This is a genomic window from Streptomyces sp. NPDC059247 (assembly GCF_042754005.1).
GTDB lineage: Bacteria > Actinomycetota > Actinomycetes > Streptomycetales > Streptomycetaceae > Streptomyces.
Genome location: NZ_JBHYZW010000002.1, coordinates 368,472 through 391,088, shown reverse-complemented (window position 1 = coordinate 391,088; position 22,617 = coordinate 368,472). Strand labels below are relative to the sequence as shown.

22 protein-coding genes are annotated in these 22,617 nt (G+C 72.7%); 13 read left to right on the top strand and 9 right to left on the bottom strand.

Annotation, left to right across the window (positions count from 1 at the left end; genetic code table 11):
• Nucleotides 1-48: 48 nt before the first annotated feature.
• The gene (locus ACFXGN_RS05665) at nt 49-453 is read right to left on the bottom strand and encodes a hypothetical protein (RefSeq protein WP_384853870.1); all 405 of its coding nucleotides are present in this window, start codon (nt 451-453) and stop codon (nt 49-51) included.
• 80 nt (nt 454-533) lie between these two features.
• Nucleotides 534-923: a RidA family protein gene (locus tag ACFXGN_RS05660; RefSeq protein WP_384854517.1), complete on the bottom strand. Its 390-nt coding sequence runs from the start codon at nt 921-923 to the stop codon at nt 534-536.
• Nucleotides 924-1,255: 332 nt separating this feature from the next.
• On the opposite strand from ACFXGN_RS05660, the gene ACFXGN_RS05655 reads away from it, so the two are divergent.
• From ACFXGN_RS05655 to ACFXGN_RS05645, 3 genes are all read left to right on the top strand, one after another.
• Nucleotides 1,256-1,693, top strand: a complete 438-nt coding sequence (locus tag ACFXGN_RS05655) for a hypothetical protein (protein ID WP_384853868.1) — start codon at nt 1,256-1,258, stop codon at nt 1,691-1,693.
• Nucleotides 1,694-1,728: 35 nt separating this feature from the next.
• Complete coding sequence (locus tag ACFXGN_RS05650) at nt 1,729-2,160, top strand: hypothetical protein (RefSeq protein ID WP_384853865.1); 432 nt, start codon at nt 1,729-1,731, stop codon at nt 2,158-2,160.
• 87 nt (nt 2,161-2,247) lie between these two features.
• Nucleotides 2,248-2,484: a DUF2630 family protein gene (locus tag ACFXGN_RS05645; protein ID WP_384853862.1), complete on the top strand. Its 237-nt coding sequence runs from the start codon at nt 2,248-2,250 to the stop codon at nt 2,482-2,484.
• A gap of 47 nt (nt 2,485-2,531) precedes the next feature.
• On the opposite strand, the gene ACFXGN_RS05640 is transcribed toward ACFXGN_RS05645, so the two are convergent.
• Entirely contained in the window at nt 2,532-3,749 is a 1,218-nt protein-coding gene (locus ACFXGN_RS05640; protein WP_384853859.1) for a serine hydrolase domain-containing protein, read from the bottom strand.
• A 341-nt stretch (nt 3,750-4,090) separates the two neighbouring features.
• Nucleotides 4,091-4,231: a hypothetical protein gene (locus tag ACFXGN_RS05635; RefSeq protein WP_384853856.1), complete on the bottom strand. Its 141-nt coding sequence runs from the start codon at nt 4,229-4,231 to the stop codon at nt 4,091-4,093.
• Nucleotides 4,232-4,258: 27 nt separating this feature from the next.
• On the opposite strand from ACFXGN_RS05635, the gene ACFXGN_RS05630 reads away from it, so the two are divergent.
• From ACFXGN_RS05630 to ACFXGN_RS05620, 3 genes are all read left to right on the top strand, one after another.
• Nucleotides 4,259-6,214, top strand: a complete 1,956-nt coding sequence (locus ACFXGN_RS05630; protein WP_384853853.1) for an FUSC family protein — start codon at nt 4,259-4,261, stop codon at nt 6,212-6,214.
• Between the two features lie 195 nt (nt 6,215-6,409).
• Entirely contained in the window at nt 6,410-7,888 is a 1,479-nt protein-coding gene (locus ACFXGN_RS05625) for an APC family permease (RefSeq protein ID WP_384853851.1), read from the top strand.
• A 115-nt stretch (nt 7,889-8,003) separates the two neighbouring features.
• A complete protein-coding gene (locus tag ACFXGN_RS05620) occupies nt 8,004-8,990 on the top strand; it encodes a hypothetical protein (protein WP_384853849.1) in 987 nt (328 codons plus the stop codon).
• A gap of 56 nt (nt 8,991-9,046) precedes the next feature.
• Here ACFXGN_RS05620 and ACFXGN_RS05615 read toward each other — a convergent pair whose 3' ends face one another.
• Nucleotides 9,047-11,122: a PhoX family protein gene (locus ACFXGN_RS05615; protein WP_384853846.1), complete on the bottom strand. Its 2,076-nt coding sequence runs from the start codon at nt 11,120-11,122 to the stop codon at nt 9,047-9,049.
• A 255-nt stretch (nt 11,123-11,377) separates the two neighbouring features.
• Here ACFXGN_RS05615 and ACFXGN_RS05610 point away from each other — a divergent pair, with 255 nt between their 5' ends.
• The gene (locus ACFXGN_RS05610; RefSeq protein ID WP_384853843.1) at nt 11,378-13,660 is read left to right on the top strand and encodes a VWA domain-containing protein; all 2,283 of its coding nucleotides are present in this window, start codon (nt 11,378-11,380) and stop codon (nt 13,658-13,660) included.
• Nucleotides 13,661-13,870: 210 nt separating this feature from the next.
• Here the strand turns inward: ACFXGN_RS05610 and ACFXGN_RS05605 are convergent, their stop codons facing one another.
• Together ACFXGN_RS05605 and ACFXGN_RS05600 are read right to left on the bottom strand one after the other, a co-directional pair.
• Nucleotides 13,871-15,010, bottom strand: coding sequence for a sensor histidine kinase (locus ACFXGN_RS05605; RefSeq protein WP_384853840.1), 1,140 nt, complete (start codon nt 15,008-15,010; stop codon nt 13,871-13,873).
• Between the two features lie 49 nt (nt 15,011-15,059).
• Nucleotides 15,060-15,716, bottom strand: a complete 657-nt coding sequence (locus tag ACFXGN_RS05600; protein WP_384853837.1) for a response regulator transcription factor — start codon at nt 15,714-15,716, stop codon at nt 15,060-15,062.
• Nucleotides 15,717-15,806: 90 nt separating this feature from the next.
• Between ACFXGN_RS05600 and metG the strand changes: the two genes are divergently transcribed.
• Complete coding sequence (gene metG / locus ACFXGN_RS05595) at nt 15,807-17,411, top strand: methionine--tRNA ligase (RefSeq protein ID WP_384853834.1); 1,605 nt, start codon at nt 15,807-15,809, stop codon at nt 17,409-17,411.
• Nucleotides 17,412-17,498: 87 nt separating this feature from the next.
• Here metG and ACFXGN_RS05590 read toward each other — a convergent pair whose 3' ends face one another.
• Nucleotides 17,499-17,708 carry a DUF397 domain-containing protein gene (locus ACFXGN_RS05590; protein ID WP_384853832.1) on the bottom strand — a complete coding sequence of 70 codons (210 nt, stop codon included), beginning with the start codon at nt 17,706-17,708 and terminating at the stop codon, nt 17,499-17,501.
• A complete protein-coding gene (locus ACFXGN_RS05585; RefSeq protein ID WP_384853829.1) occupies nt 17,705-18,547 on the bottom strand; it encodes a helix-turn-helix domain-containing protein in 843 nt (280 codons plus the stop codon). Before ACFXGN_RS05585 ends, ACFXGN_RS05590 begins: the two co-directional genes overlap by 4 nt.
• A gap of 156 nt (nt 18,548-18,703) precedes the next feature.
• Between ACFXGN_RS05585 and ACFXGN_RS05580 the strand changes: the two genes are divergently transcribed.
• The 5 genes from ACFXGN_RS05580 to ACFXGN_RS05560 all read left to right on the top strand — a co-directional run bounded on the left by ACFXGN_RS05580 (nt 18,704) and on the right by ACFXGN_RS05560 (nt 22,533).
• Nucleotides 18,704-19,177 carry an ATP-binding protein gene (locus tag ACFXGN_RS05580; protein ID WP_384853827.1) on the top strand — a complete coding sequence of 158 codons (474 nt, stop codon included), beginning with the start codon at nt 18,704-18,706 and terminating at the stop codon, nt 19,175-19,177.
• Between the two features lie 247 nt (nt 19,178-19,424).
• Nucleotides 19,425-20,468: a helix-turn-helix domain-containing protein gene (locus tag ACFXGN_RS05575; RefSeq protein ID WP_384853825.1), complete on the top strand. Its 1,044-nt coding sequence runs from the start codon at nt 19,425-19,427 to the stop codon at nt 20,466-20,468.
• Nucleotides 20,449-21,375 (top strand): hypothetical protein, encoded by a 927-nt coding sequence (locus ACFXGN_RS05570; RefSeq protein WP_384853822.1) that lies wholly within the window; start codon nt 20,449-20,451, stop codon nt 21,373-21,375. Before ACFXGN_RS05575 ends, ACFXGN_RS05570 begins: the two co-directional genes overlap by 20 nt.
• Before the next feature lie 5 nt (nt 21,376-21,380).
• Complete coding sequence (locus tag ACFXGN_RS05565; protein ID WP_384853820.1) at nt 21,381-21,629, top strand: hypothetical protein; 249 nt, start codon at nt 21,381-21,383, stop codon at nt 21,627-21,629.
• Between the two features lie 157 nt (nt 21,630-21,786).
• Nucleotides 21,787-22,533 carry a hypothetical protein gene (locus tag ACFXGN_RS05560; protein WP_384853817.1) on the top strand — a complete coding sequence of 249 codons (747 nt, stop codon included), beginning with the start codon at nt 21,787-21,789 and terminating at the stop codon, nt 22,531-22,533.
• The last annotated feature ends 84 nt before the right edge of the window (nt 22,534-22,617 follow it).

Genomic DNA, 22,617 nt, shown 5'->3' with positions numbered 1-22,617 from the left:
GGCCCCTCGCGCGAGGGGCCCCGCCGCCGTGTCTCCGGCCGGTCCGCGTCAGTACGGCGCGGGGCGGCCCTGGGCGTCCTCGTGGGTGTAGAAGAGGTAGTACGCCGCCGCCGTCGTGACCACGGCGAACGCCAGGCCCAGGCCGCTGGAGGACAGCACGCTGGCCCCGGAGAGGCTGAACAGGAAGCCGACCGCGCCGCCGGTCAGCACGCCCCAGGCGGCGGCCCGCGGCTCACGGGGCAGCGCCCTGCCGTACCGCCGGAGCGTGTGGATGCCCACCGTCAGGACCACGGCCGAGATCAGCCCCAGCCACAGCTGCCCCAGGGTCGTCGGGCCGCCGTGCCGGGCCACCGTCGCCGCGTACAGGCCGTACAGGACACCGGTGACGGCCGGGAACACCCAGCCGTGCACTCGGAACGGGCGCCTCACCGGCGTCGCTGCGTGTGCGGCCATGGCAAGCTCCTTCGTCTCGCCCCCCTGCTGCGGTCCCGCACCCTCCAGGTCACACCCGCGTCCCGGCCCGCGCAAGTGGATCAGCCGGCGGGCCGCACGGCCACCGCGTCGATCTCGTAGAGCATCCCGGGCAGGGCGAGCGCCGCGACCCCGCTGAGGGTCTGGGCGGGCAGCCGGTCACCGAAGTGCGCGCGCAGCGCCGCGCCCAGGACCTCCAGTTTGGCCAGGTCGTGCCCGACGACGTACGAACCGAGCCGGACGACGTGCTCCGGGCCGAGCCCGACCCCTTCCAGGGCCTGCCGCAGCCGGGTCAGCGACAGCTCGACCTGGTCCGCGAAGTCCCCGGGGACGGGCGCGCCGGTGGCGTCGGAGGCGTACTGCCCGGCGATGAAGACGAGTTCGCCGGGTGCGGAGACGGCGTGCGCGTATCCGAAGGGGGTGGGGTCGTGGAGGGTGCCGGGGTTGGTGATGACCCGCCCGTCGGCGGGGGCGGTGCCGGGGGCGGTGACGGCGGACCCGGCGGGGGTGCCGGTCGCGGGGGGCTCGGCGGAGGTGCCGGTCGAGGGGGTGGAAGCGGTCGCGGTGGTGCCGGTGGTGGTCCGGTCGGTCATGCGGGGTCGTCCCTTCCTGTTCGGTCCCGGGAATCCTTGTCCGGTCCCGGGCGCCCGGACCGGTACGGCCCGGACGGCGGCGCGTCGGGCAGCCTACGGCCGGGGTCCGACAACGCGGACCGGCTCCGCCCCTCACCCGTACGGACCAGGTGGACGGTCGGAAACGGCCGGACGCTCGCACGATGAGGAGCATGAGCCAGAACACCGCGCCTCCGCGCGAACCGAAGAAGTCCGCCTCGGGTGCCTGGGCGGCGGGCGGCACCCTCTTCGCGGGTGTCCTCATGCTGGTCACCGGATTCCTGGACATCTTCCAGGGCATCGCGGGCATCGCCGAGGACGACGTCTACGCCCGCGTCGGCGACTACGTCTTCAAGTTCAACCTGACCACCTGGGGCTGGATCCACCTCGCCCTCGGCGTGGTCGTCGCCATCGCCGGCTACGGCATCCTCAAGGGCGCCGAATGGGGCCGGGTCGCCGGTATCTCCCTCGCCTCCCTCAACATCGTCATGCACTTCCTCTTCCTGCCCTACCAGCCCTGGTGGGCCCTCTTCTCCATGGCCATCTCGGTCTTCGTGATCTGGGCGCTGGCCACCGACGAGTCGTACGGCGGGGACACCGCGAGGCCCTGAGACGGCCCCCGCGCGGTCGTCCGAGAGGAGATCCCATGAGACGCACCACCGGCATCACCCTGGCCCTCACCGCCACCGCCGCGCTCGCCCTCACCGGGTGCGACGCCGCCAAGGACGCGGCGGGCAGCGCCCTCTCCTCCGCCACGGCGGCCGTCGCCTCGGCCGCCCAGGAGACGATGGACAAGGTCAAGGACGGGGTCAACGCCACCGGCGACGTGAAGGCGGGCGCCACCCGCGCCGACGGGGACCGCACGGTCGCCGACATCACCGCCACCAACCCCAAGGACAAGGCCGCCGACTACACGGTCATGGTGACCTTCCGGGACACCGACGGGAACTACCTCGACTCGGTCGTCCTGAACATCGACGGAGTCCCGCCCGGCCAGTCCAAGTCCGGTACGGCCCGCAGCAACCGGACGCTGTCGGGCGCCACCAAGGCGGAGATCGCCCAGGCCCTGCGGCACTGACGGCACGGGCCGCGTCCGGGCCGCGTCCGGGCCGGTCCCGCCGGTCTCGACCTGCGCGGACCGCGCCGATCGGCCACGCTGGAAGGCATGGACAACGAGGAGATCCTGGACGACATCGGCTCCCTCGTGGAGGAGGAGCGGGCCCTGCGGGCCCGCTCGGGCGGTCTCCTCCCCGAGGAACGGGCCCGCCTCACCGAGCTGGAGGTCCGTCTGGACCAGTGCTGGGACCTGCTGCGGCAGCGCCGCGCGAAGAGCGAGTTCGGCGAGAACCCGGACACCGCCGCCGTCCGCCCGGCCACCGAGGTCGAGTCCTACCGCAACTGACGTGCTCGCGGTGGCCCGCCCGTCCGGGCCCTCGGCCCTGAGGGCGCCTATCGGGTCGACCCGGCGGTGTCGGTCCCGGCCGCGTCGGTCCCGTCGGTGTCCGTCCCGGCCGCGTCGGTCCCATCGGTGTCCGTCCCGGCGGTGTCGGTCCCGGCCGCGTCGGTCCCGTCGGCCTGTCCGCCGCCGAAGACCTCCCCGACGATCCTCAGCACCGCCGTCTGGAACGCCGCCGCCATGGACAGCCCGGCGTCGTCGACGTAGTTCACCGCGGCGGTCAGGGTCCTGCTGCCGTCGGGCGTGCTGTACATCAGTGCCGCGTGGCCCGCGATGCCGCCGTTGTGGGTGATGACCGTGCCGCCGTCGCCCGTGTCCTGCACCATCACGCCCAGGCCGTATCCGGCCTTGGGGTGCGGGTCGCACATCTCGGCCAGCAGCGGGGCCGGCAGGAGCTCGCCGCCGGTCAGCGCGGAGATGAACGTGTGGAGGTCCCGGGTCGTGGAGATCATGTCTCCGCCGGTGGAGATCCAGGAGGGGTTCTGGCGGGTGACGTCGACGGTCTCCTCCCTGCCTCCGTCCTCGTACCGGTAGTAGGCGTGGGCGTACGGCTCGGGGAGCTCCGTGCCGGTCTCCGGCAGCAGGGTGTCCGACAGCCCGAGCGGCTCCAGGACCAGCCGCCGCATCTCCTCGGGGAGCGAGCGGCCGGTGACCTTCTCGACCAGCAGCCTGGCCAGCACGTAGTTGGTGTTGGAGTAGTTCCAGTCCGTCCCCGGGCTGAACCGCGCGGGCTTGGACAGCGCCAGCCGTACGAGCTCCTCGGGCCGGTAGGTCCTGAACCGGCCGTCCACCCACTCCTGGCCCGCGGTCGTGGCGGCTATCCCCGGTACGAACGTCCCGTCCTCGTAGTACTCGCCGGTGAAGTTGAACACCCCGCTGGTGTGCTGGAGCAGCATCCGTACCGTGATCTTCGGGTCCAGCCCGAACTCGGGCAGGTGGTCGGCCACCGGGGCGTCCAGCTCGATCAGGCCCTCGTCCACCAGCTTCAGCACCACGGTCGCGGTGAAGGTCTTGGTGCTGCTGCCGATCCGGACGTGTCCGTCGACCGGCGGCTTCGCGGTCCCGCCCAGCTCGCGGACCCCGGCGCTGCCGACCCACTCCCCCCGCTCGTCGTGCACGCGCATCGTCACGCCGGTGATGCCGGACGCGACCATCTCCTCGATGGTCTTCTGCAGCTCGGGACGGTCCTGGCCGGTGAGGGTGAGAGACATGGTGGCGTGTGCTCCTTGAGGTCTGTGACGAGGTCCGGCGCCGGGGGAGGACGGTGGCGACCGGGGTGGGGACAGCGGACTTCCGTACCGCTCTCCCCTTCGGCTCAACGTTTCCGACAAGAGAAACGCTACGTTGCGTTCGCCATTCCGGCAATGATCGAGTTGCGCGTGATCGACATCAATGCAGGTCAAAGCCGTAAAATCATTGCAACGACGCTCAAGGCTAATGCAACACCCTCCTCGCGAGCGTTGCAATGAATTGAGGATGAACGCTATGGGGGGGGAGACAGCCGGGGCCCACGACGCGAGGCGGCGCGAACCGACACGAGCCGACGCGCGGATCACACCGCCCGCTCGACGGCCACGCCACCGACGCCGCCACCGACGTCGACGACAACACCGCCGCCACCGCCACCGCCACCGCCACCGCCACCGCCACCGATGACAACGCCGCCGCCGCCACCGCCCACGACGATCTCCACGGACGACCCGCGACGTACGTTGGGGACATGGCACGCCCCGCAGCCCCCGTCCGGCTCAGTCCCCCCGCCTGGCTCACCGCCGGGCTGCGTCCGGCCCCCGCGCCGATCCCCTGGGCCGCCGTCCTGCGCGCCGCCGTCGCCCTGTCCGCGCCGCTCGCCGTCGGGCTCGCCACCGACCGGCCCGCCTACGGCGCGCTCGTCTCCATGGGCGCCCTCTCCGGCGTCATCGGCGACACCGCCGACGCCTACCGGATGCGGATCTTCAACATCGCCGTGCCGCAGCTCTTCGGCGCCGTCGGCGTCACCCTCGGCACCCTCGTCTTCGGCCACGGCTGGCTCGCCGTCGGAGCCCTCACCCTGGTCGCGCTCGTCTCCGGGATGATCTCCTCGATCGGCGCGGTCGCCTCCGTCTCCGGCCTCCTGCTGCTGCTCAACGCCGTCGTCGGCGCCGGACTCCCGATGCCCGACCCCTGGTGGAAGGCCCCGCTCCTCCTCACCCTCGGCGGCCTCTTCGTCCTCGTCCTCACCCTGCTCGGCTGGCCCTTCCGCCGCGCCGCCCCCGAACGCGCCGCCGTCGCCGCCACCTACCGCACGGTCGCCGAGCTGTACGACGCCACCGGCACGCCCGCGTACGACGAGAGACGGCAGGCCGTCACCGCCTCCCTCAACCAGTCCTACGACCTCGTCCTCGCCCGCCGCGCCCGCCAGCACGGCCGCGCGCCCTCCCTGGTCCGGCTGCTCGCCCAGCTCAACGTGGTCATCCCGCTCGTGGAGGCCGCCCCCGCCGCCCACCTCAGGGCACTGCTCCACGGCCCGCTGTCCCCCGCCGTCCCGGCGGCCGTGCGCGACCTCGCCGCCGCCGTCGAGGAGGGCCGCACCGGCGCCCCCGCACTCGAACTGCCCGCCCCCGAACGGCCCGCCGAGAAGGCCGTCGACCACGCCCTGCGGCACGCCGCCACCGTCGTCCACCAGGCCGAACCCGATCTGTACGACGTCGGCGACCGGCTCGGCGGGCCCGCCGCGCTCCGGGTCAGGGTCCGCCGCACCGCCCGCGCCGTCCTGCTCTCCGAGGCGTCCTGGCGGTACGGCCTGCGGCTCGCCCTCTGCATCGGCCTCGCCCAGGCCCTCGTCTCGCTGATCGCCGTCCCCCGCTCCTACTGGGTGGCGCTCACCGTCACCTTCGTCATGAAGCCCGACTTCGGCTCGGTCTTCTCCCGCGCGGTGCTCCGCGCCCTCGGCACCGCCGTCGGCCTGGTCCTCGCCGCGCTCGTCCTCGCCGAAGTCCCCCGGGGCTGGTGGGACGTGCCCGTGATGTGCCTGCTCGCCGCCCTCATCCCGGCGTTCTCCGTGAAGGGGTACGCCTTCCAGACGGCGGCCATCACCCCGGTCATCCTGCTGCTCTCCGACACCCTCAACCAGCAGGGCTTCGACCTGGTCCTGCCCCGGCTGTACGACTCCCTCATCGGCTGCGGCATCACGCTGATCGCCGGATACCTGCTGTGGCCCGAGTCCTGGGGCACCCGCGTCGGCGACCGGCTCGCGGACTCCGTCGCCGACACCGCCGCCTATGTGGCGTGCGCCTTCGGCGGCCCCCCGGGCGACCAGGGCGAACGGCTGCGGGCCCGGCGCAAGCTCTACCGCGATCTGTCCACGGTCCGCTCCGAGTTCCAGCGGGCCCTCACCGAACCGCCGCCCACCGGCCCCCGCGCCGCCGCCTGGTGGCCGCTGGTCGTCGCCGTCGAACGGATCGTGGACGCCACCACCGCCGCCCGCATCCGCGTCCACCACGGCGCCCCGGCCCCCGACCCCGACGAGGTCGCCGCCGTCACCCGCGAACTGCGCGAACTCGCCGACGGACTGCGCGGCACGGACACCCTCTTCGCGGTCCGCGCGGAACTCCCCGGCGACGACGACGGCGTCCTCGCCCCGGTCCGGGGAGAGGTCCGCGCGGCCCGCGCCATCGCCGGTCCCGACCTGCGGTGAACCCTCCCCCGGAGACGCACGGGCGGACGGACCGGTGGTCACCGGACGGAACCCTCCCCACCGCCGTTACCCCACGCCACCCGGGCGACTACGATGCGCTCGATTCACCGTGCTCCGCGCCCGCCGCCCTCGGCAACCGGACGGTCGGGCGCGCCACTTCGCCCTGCCCCACCCCCGCGCCCCGAGGACCACGCCATGCGCACCACGACGAACAGAGGGCTCCAGCCCAACGTCCTCGGCACCTTCGACACCATCGTCATGGCCGTCGCGGGCAGCGCGCCCGCCTACTCCCTCACCGCGACCACCGCCGTCCTCTTCGGCACCGTCGGCTACGCGGGCCCCGCCGCCCTGCTGTACTGCGCGATACCCATGTTCGGCATCGTCCTCGCGTACGCCCGGCTCGGCCGGATCGACGTCAACGCCGGCGCGGGCTACTCCTGGGTGGGCCGCACCCTCCACCCCTTCCTCGGCTTCCTCTCCGGCTGGGCCCTCGTCTTCGCCGCCACCGTCTTCATGGTGGCCGGTTCGCTGCCCGCCGGGTCCCTCACCCTCGCCCTCGTCGACCAGGACCTCGCCGACGACACCGTGCTCTCCGCCGCCGTCGGCGCGGGCTGGTTCCTGATCATGCTGCTCGTCGTCCTCGGCGGCGCCCGGCTCACCGTACGGGCCCAACTGATCATGTCCGGCACCGAGATGCTGATCCTCGGCGGGTTCGTGCTCGCCGCCCTCGCCCACCGGGGCGGGGCCACCGCCTTCGACTGGTCCTGGTTCGGCCTCGACGGCTTCGACAGCACCCACGGCTTCGCCGCCGGGGCGCTCATCGCCGCCTTCTACTACTGGGGCTGGGACGTCACCAGCAACCTCAGCGAGGAGACCCGCGACAGCAGACGCACCGCGGGACTCGCCGCCCTCGTCGGCGTCGGCTTCGTCTTCCTCCTCTTCGTGACCTTCACCGTCGCCGTGAACGTCCTGCTGAGCGCCGAGGAGATCAAGGACGCCGGGCCCAACGTGCTCGCCGTCCTCGGCCAGGAGATCTGGCCCGGCGTCGGCGGGAAGCTCCTCCTGATCGCCGTCCTGCTGTCCACCGTCGCCACCCTGGAGACCACCCTCATCCAGGTCACCCGCTCGCTCTTCGCGATGGGCCGCGACCGGACCCTGCCCGCCGCGCTCGGCACGGTCCACCCCCGCTGGAACACCCCGTGGGTCGCGGTCGTCGCCGTCGGCGCCGCCGCCCTCCTGCTGTTCGCGGCAGCCGCCGCCGCGGGCTCCCTCCAGCAGATCCTCCGCGACGCCGTCTCCGCCATCGGACTCCAGATCGCCTTCTACTACGGGCTCGCCGGGATCGCCGCCGTCGTCGCCTACAAGTCGCTCCTGCTGCGCTCCGTACGGAACCTGGTCCTGGGCGGGCTCTGGCCGCTGCTCGGCTCCGGGTTCATGCTGTGGGCCTTCGTCCAGTCCCTCGGCTCCCTCTCCACCACCGCCCTCACCATCGGCCTCGGCGGCCTCGCCCTCGGCCTCGTACCGCTGACCGTGTACTGGCGCAAGGGCAGCGACTACTACCGTCCGGCCCGGCTCGACGCGGTCGCCGCGCTCGCCGCCGCCGCCGAGGGCTCGGGACCGGCGGGCCGCCCCCGCGACGGCGGTCGAGACAAGAGCTACGCCACCGACTTCTGACCCCGCCCCCGACCGGACGGGAACGACGGAGGCCCACCGCCCCGCCGGAGGCACAACCGGAGCCCGCCACCACGCATCTGACAGGACGTAAGCCGAACCGGAGGAGGTCGTCCCGATGGCCGTACGCCGACGCTCACGCACGGCACGTACGACACGCTTCGCGCCCGACTTCGACCCGGACTTCGGGGACCGCGCGCTGACCGAGGCCCGCCACGACATCGTCATCGGCCGCTGGCAGGGCGTACGGGACCTGCTCGCCGCCACCGGCGGCCACTGGGCGCGCCGCACCCACCGGCTGCGGCTCCTGTCGCACGCCGCCGCGGGCAGCTCCACCGTGGAGACCTGGCGGGCCGCCGAACCGGGCAACCCCGACGCGGCCGTGCTGCGCGCCGCGACCGAGGTCGTCCGGGTCTTCGACGCGGCCATCGCCGCGGGCCGGGGCGCCGCGATCGACCGGGCCCGGATCGACGCGGCCGTCATCGCCTGCCGGTGCGCCGCCGAGGCGGCCCCCGCCGACCCCATGCCGTGGGTGTCGCTGCTCTCCGTCGCCCGGCTGTACGAGGGCGGGGTGCCGCGCCGGGAACTGCGGCACTGGTTCGACGAGTTGCGGCGCCGCGACCCGTACAACACGGAGGGCCACATCCAGGTGCTCCGCTACTGGTCGGCGCGGTGGCACGGGACGCACGGCAGCATGTACGACTTCGCCCGCGACGCGGCGGGCGTCGCGCCGCCCGGCTCCCCGCTGCCGGTGCTCGTGCAGGTCGCCCGGGTCGAGGAGTACCGGTACATCGCGGACGGCGCGCTCGGACGCGGTCCGGTGCGCGGCTTCGACCAGCACTGGAAGCACGAACTCGCGGTCACCGAGCTGCGCCGGACGTACGCGCGCTGGATCGGCGGCCGGGAGCCCGGCCTGCCGGTCGCCCCGGAGGAGGTCGGCGACCTCAACTTCCTCGCGCACGCGGCCTGTTACGCGGGCCAGGTGGAGATCGCCCGGGAGCTCCTCGGGATGCTCGGGACCCGGGCGGCGTGGGTGCCCTGGGCCTACACCGGGGACCCCGAGGAGCAGTTCGTACGGTTCAGGGAGGGCCTGGGGACGGAGTGAGGCGCTCCGCCCCGGGGCCCTCCGGTGGTCCCGTCCGGGCCCGGGGGCCCGGAGGCTCAGACGCCGATGTCGTCGCCGTCCGTACGCCAGACCGCCACCACCGACGGGCGGACGATCTTCCCAGGGCCGTCGGGCCAGACCGAGGCGGGCTTCTCGACGGAGGCGCCGTCGATCTCGCCCGGGTGCTGCACCGCGACCAGGACGCGCCGGTCCTGGACGATCGGGCCGCAGGTCTCGGCGCCCCTCGGCACGGTCAGGAACTGCTTCAGCTCACCGCGCCGCTCGCCACGGGTGGCGACGCCGAACAGCCCGTCGTGCGAGCCGAGCTGGTTGCCGTCGGTGGAGATCCACAGGTTGCCGTGCGGGTCGAAGGCCACGTTGTCCGGGCAGGAGATCGGGGAGACCTTGTCCTTGGGGAATCCGGCGAAGTACGTGGACGGGTCGTCCGGGTCGCCCGCGACCAGGAAGAGGCGCCAGGCGAAGCCGTCGGAGGCCGGGTCGTCCCAGTTCTCGGCGAGTTCCAGGATCTGGCCGTGCTTGTTGAGGTTGCGCGGGTTGGCCTCGTCGGCGGGGGCCTTGCCCGGCTTGCCACGGTCGGAGTTGTTGGTGAGCGCGACGTACACCCGGCCGGTGCGCGGGCTGGGCTCGACGTCCTCGGGGCGGTCCATCTTCGTCGCGCCGACCTTGTCACCGGCGAGGCGGGTGAAGACGTACACCTCCTCGGCGGTCATGCCGGGGACGTGGCTGACGTTCCCGGTGGCCAGCGGGATCCAGCTGCCGGTGCCGTCGAACTCGCCGTCGTCCGGGAGCTTGCCGGTGCCGTCGATCTCGGCCGCCGGGGAGTCGCCGGTCAGCTTGGCCACGTACAGCGTGCCCTCGTCGAGCAGGGTCAGGTTGTGCTCGCGGGCACCGCGCGAGTTCCCCTTCCGCATCCGCTTCGAGGAGACGAACTTGTAGAAGTAGTCGAAGCGCTCGTCGTCGCCCATGTAGACGACGGGACGCCCGTCCTCGGTGAGCCGGGGCTGCGCGGCCTCGTGCTTGAAGCGGCCGAGCGCGGTGCGCTTGCGGGGCGTGGAGTCGGGGTCGTACGGGTCGAGCTCGACGACCCAGCCGAAGCGGTGGACCTCGTTCGGCTCCCGCTTCAGGTCGAAGCGCCCGTCGAACCGCTCCCACTTGCGCTCGCTGGCCCCGGTGCCGACGCCGTAGCGCTTGTCCGTGGCGCTGGAACCGTTGGCGAAGTACTGGTTGAAGTTCTCCTCGCCGTGCAGGGTCGTGCCCCACGGGGTGGTGCCGCCCGCGCAGTTGTTCAGCGTGCCGAGGACCCTGCGGCCCGTCGGGTCGGCGGAGGTGCGCAGCAGGGCGCCGCCCGCGGCGGGGCCGGTGACCTCGAAGCGGCTGGTGGTGTGCAGCCGCCGGTTGAGGGGGTGGCGGGTGACCGGGGTGAGCCTGCCGGTACGGCGCTCCTCCTGGACGACGAGGACCGACAGACCGTGCGCGGCCCAGGCGATCTCGGCCTGCTCGCGGGTCGGGTTCGCGGGGTCGTAGCCGCGGAACATCAGGACCTCGTCGGTGTACTCGTGGTTCGCCACGAGGACCTGGCGGCCGTGCTCGCCCGGCAGCGGCAGCAGCGAGAGGAAGTCGTTGTTGTAGCCGAACTGACCGGCCTGGGCCTTCGCCGACTGCTTCTCGGAGTCGAAGGCGGGCGCGCCGCGCAGGATGGGCTCGCCCCAGCGGACGACCACGTTCTGGGCGTACCCGGCGGGGACGGTGACCCGGTCGGCGGTGTTGGGGGCGACCGGGCTGAAGCGCAGGCCCCGGGCGCCGTCGGCCTTGCCGTGACCGTGGCCGTGGCCCTTGCCGTGACCGGTGGGCGCCTGCGGGAGGGCGGACGCCTCGGGGGCGGTGCCGAGGGCCAGGGCCCCGCCCGCGGCGGAGGCCACCGTCACGACGGCGGCGGCGCGCAGGGCGGAACGGCGGGAGAGGGCACCGGCGATGATGTCGCCGACGTACTCGTTGGCACTGGTGTTGGGCACCTCCTGGAAGCAGGCGTCCCCGCAGCGGTACCGGCAGGTGAGGGCGGAACGGCCGCCCCCGTGCGGGTTGGTGCTCAACAGCGGCAGCAGTCTGCGCACGTCGTCCTCCTCCGGCGCACACCGCGCCGACATGGTGTCGGGTTCTCTCGGCCGTGACGCTAGGTGCGCGTCTCTGCCCGGGGACGGCCGTGGGGTGAACACCGGATGAATGCGCGACAACCGGGGACGACCGGGTCATCGGCGGGGGACGGGACGGCCGCTAACCTTACGTGTCCGCCCTGGCCAGGGATGAACGTCCCGAAACGCCCAGTACGGACATTCACAAGCACTCCACTCATGCGAAAGGCTTCGCCCATGGGTATTCGGAACATGCTGCGCAAGGTGTTCGGCCGGGACCGCGAGGAGTCCCCTGCGGCCTCTGTCCCGTCCCAGACGCGTGAGACCCCCGAGGACACCCCGGAGGACGCGGCCCGCCGAGCGGCCGACGACCTGGTGTCGGCGTCCTTCGACAACCCCCAGATCCCGAAGGCCCGCACGGAGGAGCCTCCGGCGGAGACGGTCACGGAGTCGCCCGCGGCGGCCGAGCCCGCACCGGCCACGGAGCCGGTCGCGTCGACCGAGCCCGCGGAGTCGCCTGCGGCGGCGGACGCGGGTCCCGAGGCGGAGAAGGCCGTGGCGGAGCCGGTTGCCGAGCCGGAGACGGCCCCGGCGGACCGGGCGGCGACCGAAACGCCTGTGGCGGAGAAGGCCGTTGAGTCGGACACGTCCGAGGCCGAATCCGGAGAGCCCGCGGCTGAGGCCGAGACGGCGGCTACGGCTGAGGCCGAACGGCCCACGGTCGAGGCGGAGTCGATCGCCGCCGAGGCGCCTGCGGCGAGCGCGCCCGTGAAGGCGGAGGCGGTGGCCGACGCGGACAGCGCCGAACCGCAGGAGGAGAGCGCCGAGTCCGCACCGCAGGAAGCGGTCGCGGAGCCCGAGGTGGCCGACACGGCGGAGGAGCCGGAGACCGCCGAAGCGGAAGCGCCCGACGCGGAGGCCGTGACCCCGGCGGACGCACCGGAGGCGGAGGCCGCCGAGGCGAAGAGCGGAACGGAGTCCGAGGCAGCGGCCGAGGACACCACCAAGGCGGAGGCACCCGACGCCGAGGCCGCGACCACGGCCGACGCACCGGAACCGGAGACCGCACCGGAGGAAGCGGTCGCGGAGGCCGAGGCGACCGACACAGCGGAGGCGCCCATCGCCGAGGCCCTGACCACGGCCGACGCACCGGAACCGGAGACCGCGCCCGTCGCCGAGACGGTCGAATCGGCCGAGGGCACGAAGGCGGAGCCCACCGAGTCCGCACCGGAGGCACTCGTCGCAGAGCCGACGGCCGAGTCCGACGAGACCCCGGCGCCGCCGGAGGCCGAGACCGACGCGCCGGAGCCGCAGGCCGAGGCCGGGACGGCGACGGACACCCCGGAGACGGCACCCGCCGAGGGCACCGCCACAGAGGCCCAGCCGGAGACCGAGCCGGAAGCACCCGTCGCCGAGGCGGCGGCCACGGAGACCGAAGCCGTAGCCGCCGACCCGGCGCCCGAGGCCGAGGCCGAGGCCGAGGCCGAGGCGCGGCAGGACCAGGCCGACGACGCCCCGGCCCCGCCGGAGGCGGAAGCGGCCGAGGTCCCCGAGATCACGGAGGCGGAGCCCACCGAGGCCACCACCACGAAGACCGAGCCGGAGACCGAGCCGGAGGCGCCCGCCGCCGAGGCGGAGGCCACGCCGGAAGCACCCGTCGCACAGCCGGAGGGCACGCCGGAAGCACCCGCCGAGGCGGCGGGCGAGGCGGAGGCGGGCGAGCCCGGCGAGCCGTCGGCGGAGTCCGACGAGAGCCTGGCGCGGCCGGAGGCCGGATCCGGCGCGGAGCCGGAGGCGCGGCCCGAGCCGGTCGTCCCGGTCGTCCCGGTCATCCCGGGCGTCCCGGCGGACGGGACCACCGGGACGACCGCCCCCGCCGGAGGCGGATCCGTCGCCCCGCACCTCGCGGACGCCTACGAGGCCGCCGGGGCGCGGCTGGCGAAGCAGGGGCTGGCCGGGCGCCGGGCCGCCGTGTACCTGGTGGTGGACCGTTCCGGTTCGATGCGCGGGTACTTCAAGGACGGCTCCGTGCAACGGCTCGCGGAGCAGGTGACCGCGCTGGCGGCGCACCTGGACGAGACCGCGACGGTGACGACGGTGTTCTTCTCGACGGACGTCGACGGCACGGTCGAGCTGACCCCGGAGACCCTGACCCCCACCCGGGTGGAGGAGGTCAACGCGACCCTGGGCCGACTGGGCCGGACGAACTACCACCGCGCGGTGGAGGAGGTCCTCGCCCACCACGCGAAGGCGGACCCGGCCCGTACGGCCCTGGTGGTCTTCCAGACGGACGGCGCGCCGGAGTCGAAGACGGCGGCGGCGCAGGCCCTGGCGGAGGCGGCGGACCGCCCGCTGCACTGGCGGTTCGTGGCCTGGGGCGAGGAGGACAACAAGGCCTTCGACTTCGTACGGAAGCTCGACGGCACTCCGCGTACGGGCACGTTCCTCGCGGGCACGACCCCCTCGGACACCGCGCACACCGCGTTCTACGAGGGGCTGCTGGCGGGCCTGGAGCTCTGAGTCCCGGGTCCTGACGGACGCGGCGGACACGACGGGGGCGGTGACCGGAAAGGGTCACCGCCCCCGTCGCCGTACCGGAGCGTCCGCCGGACCCCCACCCGCCCGGCGGCCGAGGTCACGGCCCGACCCCCGAAACCACGGCCCGACCGGCAAGGTCACCGCGCGGAGGCCCCGAAACCACCGCCCGACCGGCAAGGTCACCGCCCCGAGCTACTCGACCGGCAGGGTCACCGTCACCACCAGGCCGCCCCCCTCCCCGGCGGGCCGGGCGCGGGCCGTCGCCGTGCCGCCGTGGGCGGTGGCGATGGACCGGACGATGGAGAGGCCGAGGCCCGCGCCGGGCCCGGTGCGGTCGCGGCCCTCGCCGCGCCGGAAGGGTTCGAAGAGGGCTTCGACGCCCTCGGCGGGGACGACGGGCCCGGTGTTGACGACGGTCAGGATCCCGGCGGCTACCCGGACGGAGACGGTGCCGCCGGGCACGTTGTAGGCGACCGCGTTGGCGACGAGGTTCCGTACGAGGTGCCCGAGGAGGACCCGGCTGCCCCGGACGGTCCCGCCGTCCCCGGTGACGTCCGCGTCCGCGTGCTCCTCCCCGACGACCTCGCCGAGCGGCACGTCCTCGCGTTCGGCGAGCCCGCGCTCGCCCCGGGCGAGGAGCAGGAGCCCGTCGATGAGCCGTTCGCTGCGCCGGTTGGCGGCGAGGAGCACGTCCCGTACGGCGCAGTCGTCGTCCAGACCGATCTGGATCGCGGCGCGCTGGGTGGCGAGCGGGGTGCGCAGTTCGTGGGAGGCGTTGGCGATGAACCGGCGCTGGCTGTCGAAGGCGGTCTCCAGCCGCCCGAGGAGCGCGTCGATGGTGTCGCCGAGTTCCTTGAGCTCGTCGTCGGGCCCCCGGACGGCGATCCGGTCGTGCAGGGTGCGTTCGGAGAGGCGGCGGGCGCGGGCGGTCATCTCGTGGACGGGCCGCAGGGCGCGTCCCGCGGTCCACCAGCCGACGACGACGGCGCAGCAGGCGGTGACGAGCAGGCCGAGGGAGGACCACAGCAGCATCTGCTCGCCCACGGCCCGGCTGAGCTCGTCGCCGAGCGCGGCGATGTCCCCGCCGGGACCGACGGCACCGGGACCGGCACCCGCACCCGCACCCGCACCGGCACCGGCACCGGCACCGGCACCGGCACCGGCACCGGCGACGATCTCCTCGGTCGCGTCGACGGTCCCGGCGAGGACGAGCAGGTCGACGACGAGCAGCAGCAGCGCCCCGAGGACGAGGAAGGCGCCGCCGTAGACGAGGGCGATCCGGGTGCGGATGGTGGACCCGGAGCCGAGATAGGCGTCGTCGCGGGGGGTCACAGCGAGCGCCCCGGCCCGGGACGGGCACCCGCACGGAGGATCACAGCCGTCACAGCCGGTACCCGACGCCCTGGACGGTGCCGATCAGAGCGGGCTCGCCGAGCTTGGCGCGGAGCTTGCTCATGCAGACGCGTACGGCCCCGGTGAAGGGGTCGGCGTGGACGTCCCAGGCACGGTCGAGGAGCTGTTCGGCGGAGACGGCGGCGCCCTCGGCCTCCAGGAGGATCTGGAGGACGGTGAACTCCTTGGGGGAGAGGTCGAGGTCGCGCCCGTCGCGGTGGGCGGTCCGCCGGACGGTGTCGACGCGGAGCCCGTACCGCTCCAGGAGCGGGGGCAGCGGCGGGCGGGCGGCGCGGCGGCGCAGGGCGCGGACGCGGGAGACCAGCTCGGGGAAGTCGAAGGGTTTGCCGAGGTAGTCGTCGGCGCCGAGGTCCAGCCCGGTGACGCGGTCCTCGGTGGCGGTGGCGGCGGTGAGCATGAGGATGCGGGTGGGGGAGCCCGCGGCGACGAGCCGCCGGGCGACGTCGTCGCCGTGGACGCCGGGCAGGTCGCGGTCGAGGACGAGCACGTCGTACGGGTGGAGGGCGAGGTGGTCGAGGGCGGCGGAGCCGCTGTGGACGGTGTCGACGGCGAATCCGGCCCGCCGCAGGCCGATGGCGACGAGCGCGGCGAGGTCCCGCTCGTCCTCCGCTACGAGTACGCGCATGGCACCCATCCTCCCCGCGCCCGCGCCCCGGGTTCCGACCGGGGTTTATCGATGTGAGTGGATCTTCGTACGCCCGTTAGGATTTCGGCCATGGCGGCCACTGGATCCGAGAAGCGGGGGACGAAGGCGTTCTACGTCACGACCCCCATCTACTACGTCAACGACGCTCCTCACCTGGGCCACGCCTACACGACCGTCGCAGGCGACGTGCTCACGCGCTGGCACCGTCAGCGCGGCGAGAAGGTGTGGTTCCTCACCGGCACGGACGAGCACGGTCAGAAGATCATGCGCACGGCCGAGGCGAACGACGTCACGCCCCAGGCATGGTGCGACAAGCTCGTGGAGGAGGCGTGGAAGCCCCTCTGGGAGCACCTGGACATCGCGAACGACGACTTCATCCGTACGACGCAGAAGCGCCACACGGACCGCGTCCAGGAGTTCGTGCAGGACCTGTACGACAAGGACGAGATCTACAAGGGCGGCTACGAGGGCCCGTACTGCGTGGGCTGTGAGGAGTACAAGCTCCCCGGCGACCTCATCGAGGCCGAGGACGGCACGAAGCTGTGCCCGATCCACAAGAAGCCGGTGGAGATCCTCAAGGAGGAGAACTACTTCTTCAAGCTGAGCGAGTACGGCCCGAAGCTCCTTGAGTTCTACGAGGCGAACCCGGGCTTCATCCAGCCGGAGTCGGCGCGCAACGAGGTCGTGAACTTCGTCCGGCAGGGCCTTCAGGACCTGTCGATCTCGCGCTCGACGTTCGACTGGGGCATCCCGATCCCGTGGGACGACAAGCACGTCATCTACGTGTGGGTCGACGCGCTCCTGAACTACGCGACGGCCGTGGGCTACGGCGCGAACCAGGAGAAGTTCGAGGAGACGTTCCCGGCGGACGTGCACCTGGTCGGCAAGGACATCCTGCGGTTCCACGCGGTGATCTGGCCGGCGATGCTGATGGCGCAGGGCCTGCCGGTCCCGGGCCGGGTCGCGGCCAACGGCTGGCTGATGGTCGGCGGCGAGAAGATGTCGAAGTCGAACCTGACCGGCATCAAGCCGCAGGACCTGACCTCGCACTTCGGCGTGGACGCGTACCGCTGGTACTTCCTGCGGGCGATCGCCTTCGGCAGCGACGGCTCGTTCTCGTGGGAGGACTTCTCCGCGCGCTACACCTCGGAGCTGGCCAACGACTACGGCAACCTCGCCTCGCGCGTGGCGGCGATGGTCGGCAAGTACTTCGGCGGCGAGCTGCCCGCGTCGACGGCGGACGGCGAGGCCGAGACGGCGATCCACGAGGGTCTGGCGAAGGCCGTGGCGACGGCCGACGCGAAGATCGGCGAGGAGCTGGACTTCCAGGCCGGCATCCTGGCGATCTTCGACTTCGTGAAGCAGGTCAACGGCTACATCACGGAGCAGGAGCCGTGGAAGGTCGCGAAGGACGAGTCGGACGAGGGCCGGGCGCGTCTGGCGACGATCCTCTACACGGCTTCCGAGTCGCTCCGAGGGGTCGCGGTCCTGCTGAACCCGATCATGCCGGAGACCTCGCGCGCGCTGTGGGACTCGCTGGGCGCGGAGGCGTCCCTGGGCGCCCTGTCCGCCCAGCCGCTCCAGGACGCGGGCACGTGGGGCCGCCTACCGGCGGGCACGACGATCACGAAGGGCGCGGTGCTGTTCCCCCGCCTGGAGGAGAAGAAGGACTGACGTCCTCCCGTCACGGCTGTACGCCGAGGGCCGCCGCGCTTCCCCTGCCGGGGAGGTGCCGGCGGCCTTCGCCGTACCGGGAGTACCTCAGGCACCCACCGCATAGGCCACGAACCCGGCCCAGGCTCCGGTCCCGAGAGCGAGCCGGGGACCGCCGACGTCCTTGGAGTCACGGACGTGGACGACGGCGGGGGTGGCGGCGACCTCGACGCAGGAGTCACCTTCGCTGCCGCTGCTGTAGCTGCTCTTGAACCACACGAGGCCAGAGACGTCCCCGGCGGAGGTGCTGTGCGTCATGTCTCTCCTAGCAGTCCCTGGATGACGTCGGTGGACTCACAGGGCGTGAGGGCCTGAGTCCGGATGATGCCGTAACGCAATTCCAGGATACGGAGCTGCCGCAGGTCGGTCACCGGCCTTCCGTTGGCCACCGCCGGTGACCGTCCCACAGCCGAGCCGTCCTCGAACTTCAGCACCTCGATGGCGCCGTCCACACCGGCGTGCTCCTCGCGTGCCATCGGCATCACCTGAAGCTCCACCTGACGCAACTCCGCCACCTCCAGAAGGTGTTCCAGCTGACGCCGCAGCATCTCGCGCCCGCCCAAGGGGCGGCGGAGCGTCCACTCCTCCAGAACGAAACTCAGCTCGGGCGCGGGGTCCCGCTCGAACACCACTTTGCGGGCCACACGGGCCGCCATGTACCGCTCGACCTCATCCTCCGTGTACGCGGGACGCCGCATGAGAAGCAGCCCGCGCGCGTACTCGGGCGTCTGGAGCAGACCGTGCACGTTCAGCGGGTCGTACAGCTGCATTTCGACCGCGCGTGCCTCCGTCTTCGCCAGATCTCGAACCTTCTTGGGGTACCTGACCTTGGCGACGTCCTCCTTCATGGCCGCCAGCAGTCCGTCCGCTCCGAGGGCCGCGTCCGCCTTGTCCAGATACTCCGGGCGGGGAATCCGTTTCCCACCCTCGATCTTGTAGACGAGGTCTTCGCTGTATCCGATCGCATCGGCGAAATCGGCGGCCCGGATACCCACCGCTTCCCGCCGCAGCTTCAGTTGCCTGCCCACGGTGGCGATGACGGCGACACCCCAGTCGTCGTCCGGGTCGACCTCCCAGCTGCTTTCTTCCACCGACATCCCGCACTCCTCCGTCTGTCCTGTTTCAGCCCGCGGCCCCCTACCCGTGAAGGAGGTTCCGACAGACCGGACAACGGTGGACAAGCTCCGGACAGTCACCCTACGCATCGGCTGAGTCACTGTTCACGGTAGCCAGCGACGGCCACGCTCGGTGAGGTGAACCAGGAGAACACCACCCAAGTACCCGTGCCGACCGGCCATTTCACCGTCCTGCTCTCCCCCACCCCGCGCGGAGCGCGCCTCGCGCGGCTGCTCGCCGTGGAATGGCTGCGCGAGCAGGGGGTGTCGTACGGGGTGACGGAGGCGGCCCGCCACATCGTGGCCGAGCTGGCGGCGAACGCGGCGACGCACGGCAGGGTCGGGGGCCGCGATTTCCGTCTCGCCCTGCTGAATTCGCCCCGGACGCTCCGCATCGAGGTGACCGACACCCGGGCGGAGGTCCTTCCCACGCTCCCGATTCCAGCGCCGGAGGCGGAGTCCGGGCGGGGAATGCTGCTGGTGGAGGCGCTGGCGGACCGCTGGGGCGTGGACCTGGGACCCGTACCGCGAAAAACGGTGTGGGCGGAGCTCGACGTCCCCGCCGACCGGCGTCCGGAAGCCCGGTCGCCGGTGGCGCGGGCGGTCTCCTGAAAGAACCACCGGAGAGAAAGGAACCCCACCGGCCCCACCCTTTCCCTCCCGGGAACGCGCGTCACTCGCTCGGGTGAATATGCCCAACTGGGCTGGCTTTGGGGTGGGTTGTTTGATCTACGCTCTGCCCAACAGAGCCCAGACAGACGAAGGCCCCCGCCGGGACGGCAATCCCAGTGCGAGGGCCTGACCATCGCGAAGCAACACCTTCCGATGGCCCGACCACCAAGGAAGCAAACCCTTCCCGATGGACAGCCAAGACTTTAGCGCTCAGGCCCCCGCCCCGTCCCGTGGTGGGCCCAAGAACCACCCCTCCGGGGGGACTTCTCGCGGAGTCGTCCACGAGAACACCCCGCACACCACTCACTTCACGGTGGTGGGGAACCACCTCGCGCAGCACGGGGAGCTGTCGCTGACGGCCATCGGCCTGGCGACGCACATCCAGTCGCTGCCCGCCGGATCGCCCGTGGACATCAGGTCCCTGGCGGACCGCTTCCCGGAGGGCACGGCCCGGATCGCGGGGGGCCTGCGGGAGCTGGAGACCCACGGCTACCTGCGGCGCGGCAAGGAACGCACGGCGAGCGGCCGGGTCGTCACCCGCACGGTCTCGTGCAACCAGCCGGACCGTACGGGGGCGGGGCGCGGCACCCGGCCGAGGCCGGAACCGCCACCCCGGCGCACGGGGAACCAGGACCGCTCGAAGATCCCGCGCCGACGCCCGCAGAACCGGCCGGATGCCCCGGCCCGACGCGCGGAAACGGGGCCGGAGAAGCGGGCGCGATGGCCCGAGAGGCAGGCACAGTCGCTGTGGACCCGACCGCCCGGGAACGCGCCCCACCGCTCCGACCAGCGGGAACGGCCCCGGCGCAAGGCGCTGTCGGCCGTCCCGGCACCCGCGTACGCCACCCCTGACCTGCTGCGCACGGCGGTGGGGGTCCTGTCGGGGCTCCGCCAGGGCGACCCCCGCCTTCTGATCTCGGCGGCGGAGGCCGAGCACCTGGCGCCGGGGGTGGTCGCCTGGCTGGAGCGCGAGCTGCCGCCCGAGGCGATCCACCAGGCCCTGACCAGCGGTCTGCCGAGGGAGCCCCTGTACCGCCCGGCCGCCCTGCTGGCCCACCGGCTGACGGCGCGGTTGCCGCCGCTGCCGCCGTTCCGGCCGCCGGAGGAACGGCCGCCGCCCCCGTACCCCCTCCACAACTGCGACACCTGCGACCGGGCCTACCGAGGCCCGGAACCGGGCAAGTGCACATCCTGCCGAACCAAGGAAACCCATGGTCAGCTCACCACATGAGGCGATGCACCGGATCTTCCAGCACGACACCAGGCTGTTCAGCCGCCTGTCCGGACTGCTGGGGTTCTCGCTGCCGCCGCCCGTGGACGTCACCGTCCTGCCCACCGACCTCACCGAATCGGCCCCCGTCGAGCGCAGGGTGGACACCCTGTTACGGCTCGACAGCGCGCACGACGGCTCGCTGCTGCTGGCCATCGAGGCGCAGGGGAAGAAGGACCCGGCCAAACCGGCGAGCTGGGCGTACTACACCGCGTACCTCTGGACGAAGTACCGGCTGCCGACGGCGCTGCTCGTCGTGTGCCAGGACCGGGCGACGGCCGAATGGGCCGGTCGGCCGGTGAGCAGCGGGCCGCCGCACCTGCCCACACTGACCGTGCAGCCGGTCGTCGTGGGCCCCCACAACATGCCGGTGATCACCGACCCGGCCGAAGCGGGCGCCGACCTGGCGCTGACGGCTCTGTCGGCCATCACGCACGCGGGCGATCCGGACATCGGTGCCATACTGAAAGCACTGTCCGCCGCGCTGAAGGACGTCCCCGAGGACGTCGCCGACCCCATCATCGAATTCACCGCACAGGGCCTGGGCAACCGCCCGGTCAGAGAACTCTGGAGGAACCTGGTGGCCGTGGACCTCTCCTTCTACACGTCCTACCTCTCCGAGGAAATCCGCGACGAAGGCCGCGCGCAAGGCCGCGACGAAGGCCGCGCGCAAGGCCGGGACGAAGGTCGCGCGCAGGGCAGTGCCGACGCCATACTGACCGTCCTCGAACAGCGCGGCCTCACCGTCACCGACGCCGTACGCGAACGCGTCGAACACTGCGACGACCCCGACACCCTCCACCGCTGGCTCGTACGAGCAATCACCGCCACCACCACCGAAGAAATCTTCACGGACGAGGACGCATAGAAGGGGTGGGGCGCAAAGCCGTGGACCTCTCCTTCTACACGTCCTACCTCTCCGAGGAAATCCGCGACGAAGGCCGCGCGCAAGGCAGTGCCGCCGCCATACTGACCGTCCTCGAACAGCGCGGCCTCACCGTCACCGACGCCGTACGCGAACGGGTCGAACACTGCGACGACCCCGACACCCTCCACCGCTGGCTCGTACGAGCAGTCACCGCCACCACCACCGAAGAAGTCTTCACGGACGAGGACGCATAGGAGTTCTCCGGGTACGCCGAACGGGGCATCCCCCGGTCGGCGCCGGAGCGTCGGTCAGGTCCCCGCTCACTCGGCCCCGGTCCCACGCCGTCACCGGTGTGGGGCCGGGGCCACCCCCATGCGAACACTCATGCGAACGCGTGTCTACGATTCCGGCATGTACACGCTATCCATCGACCCCTCCTCGCAGAGCTACGCCGCCGGTCAGGCGATCGGCGCACTCCTCGTCACCGCCGTGCTGATGGGAGCCGTCTGGTTCCTCACCCGGACCTGGCGGCAGGGGCCCGTGGCCACCGGTGGGGTCGAGGCCGAGCAGGTCCTGTCGACGGCCCTGCGGCGGCGCAACATCGTCACCGGGGTGCTGCTGGTCGTCGCCGTCGTGGGTCTGGTGCGGGCGTGCAGCTACGAGGGAGAGCCGCCCAGCGCCACGGCGTCCCCCGTCGTCATGGAGCGGTTCGTCGACGCCGCCCCGCAGGTCGGCGCCTACCAACTGCTCACGGGCGAGGAGATCGCCGCCTACGACAAGGCGTTCCGCGCGCCCCAGGGCAAGCGCTGGTACTACGACGGCCCCGGCGAGGGACCCCTGGGAGCCATCCTCCAGATCAACACCGCCGAATGGGACGCGGAACTGGCCGAGGAGAAGAACGCGGACACCATGGCCCAGGAGCTGCGCAACTTCTTCGCCGGAGCGAAGGCGACCCAGGTCACCGACTTCGAGGCGGGGCCCTGGGGCGGCCGGTTGAGCTGCGGCTACGTGACGGCGAAGACCGGAGGACGGCCGGTCGTGTGCGCGTGGACCGACTCCGCCACGTTCGGCAACGTGCTGCTGGTGGACGAGAAGGGGCTCCCCGAGGCCGCCGAGTCCGCCCTGCGGTTCCGGACCGCCTCGGAGAAGCGCGCCTGACGCACGGCGACACCCTCCGAGCCTCCCCGCGCCGCAGTCGCCGGGAGTCGCCGGGAGTCGCCGGGAGTCGGCGCTGGACGCCGG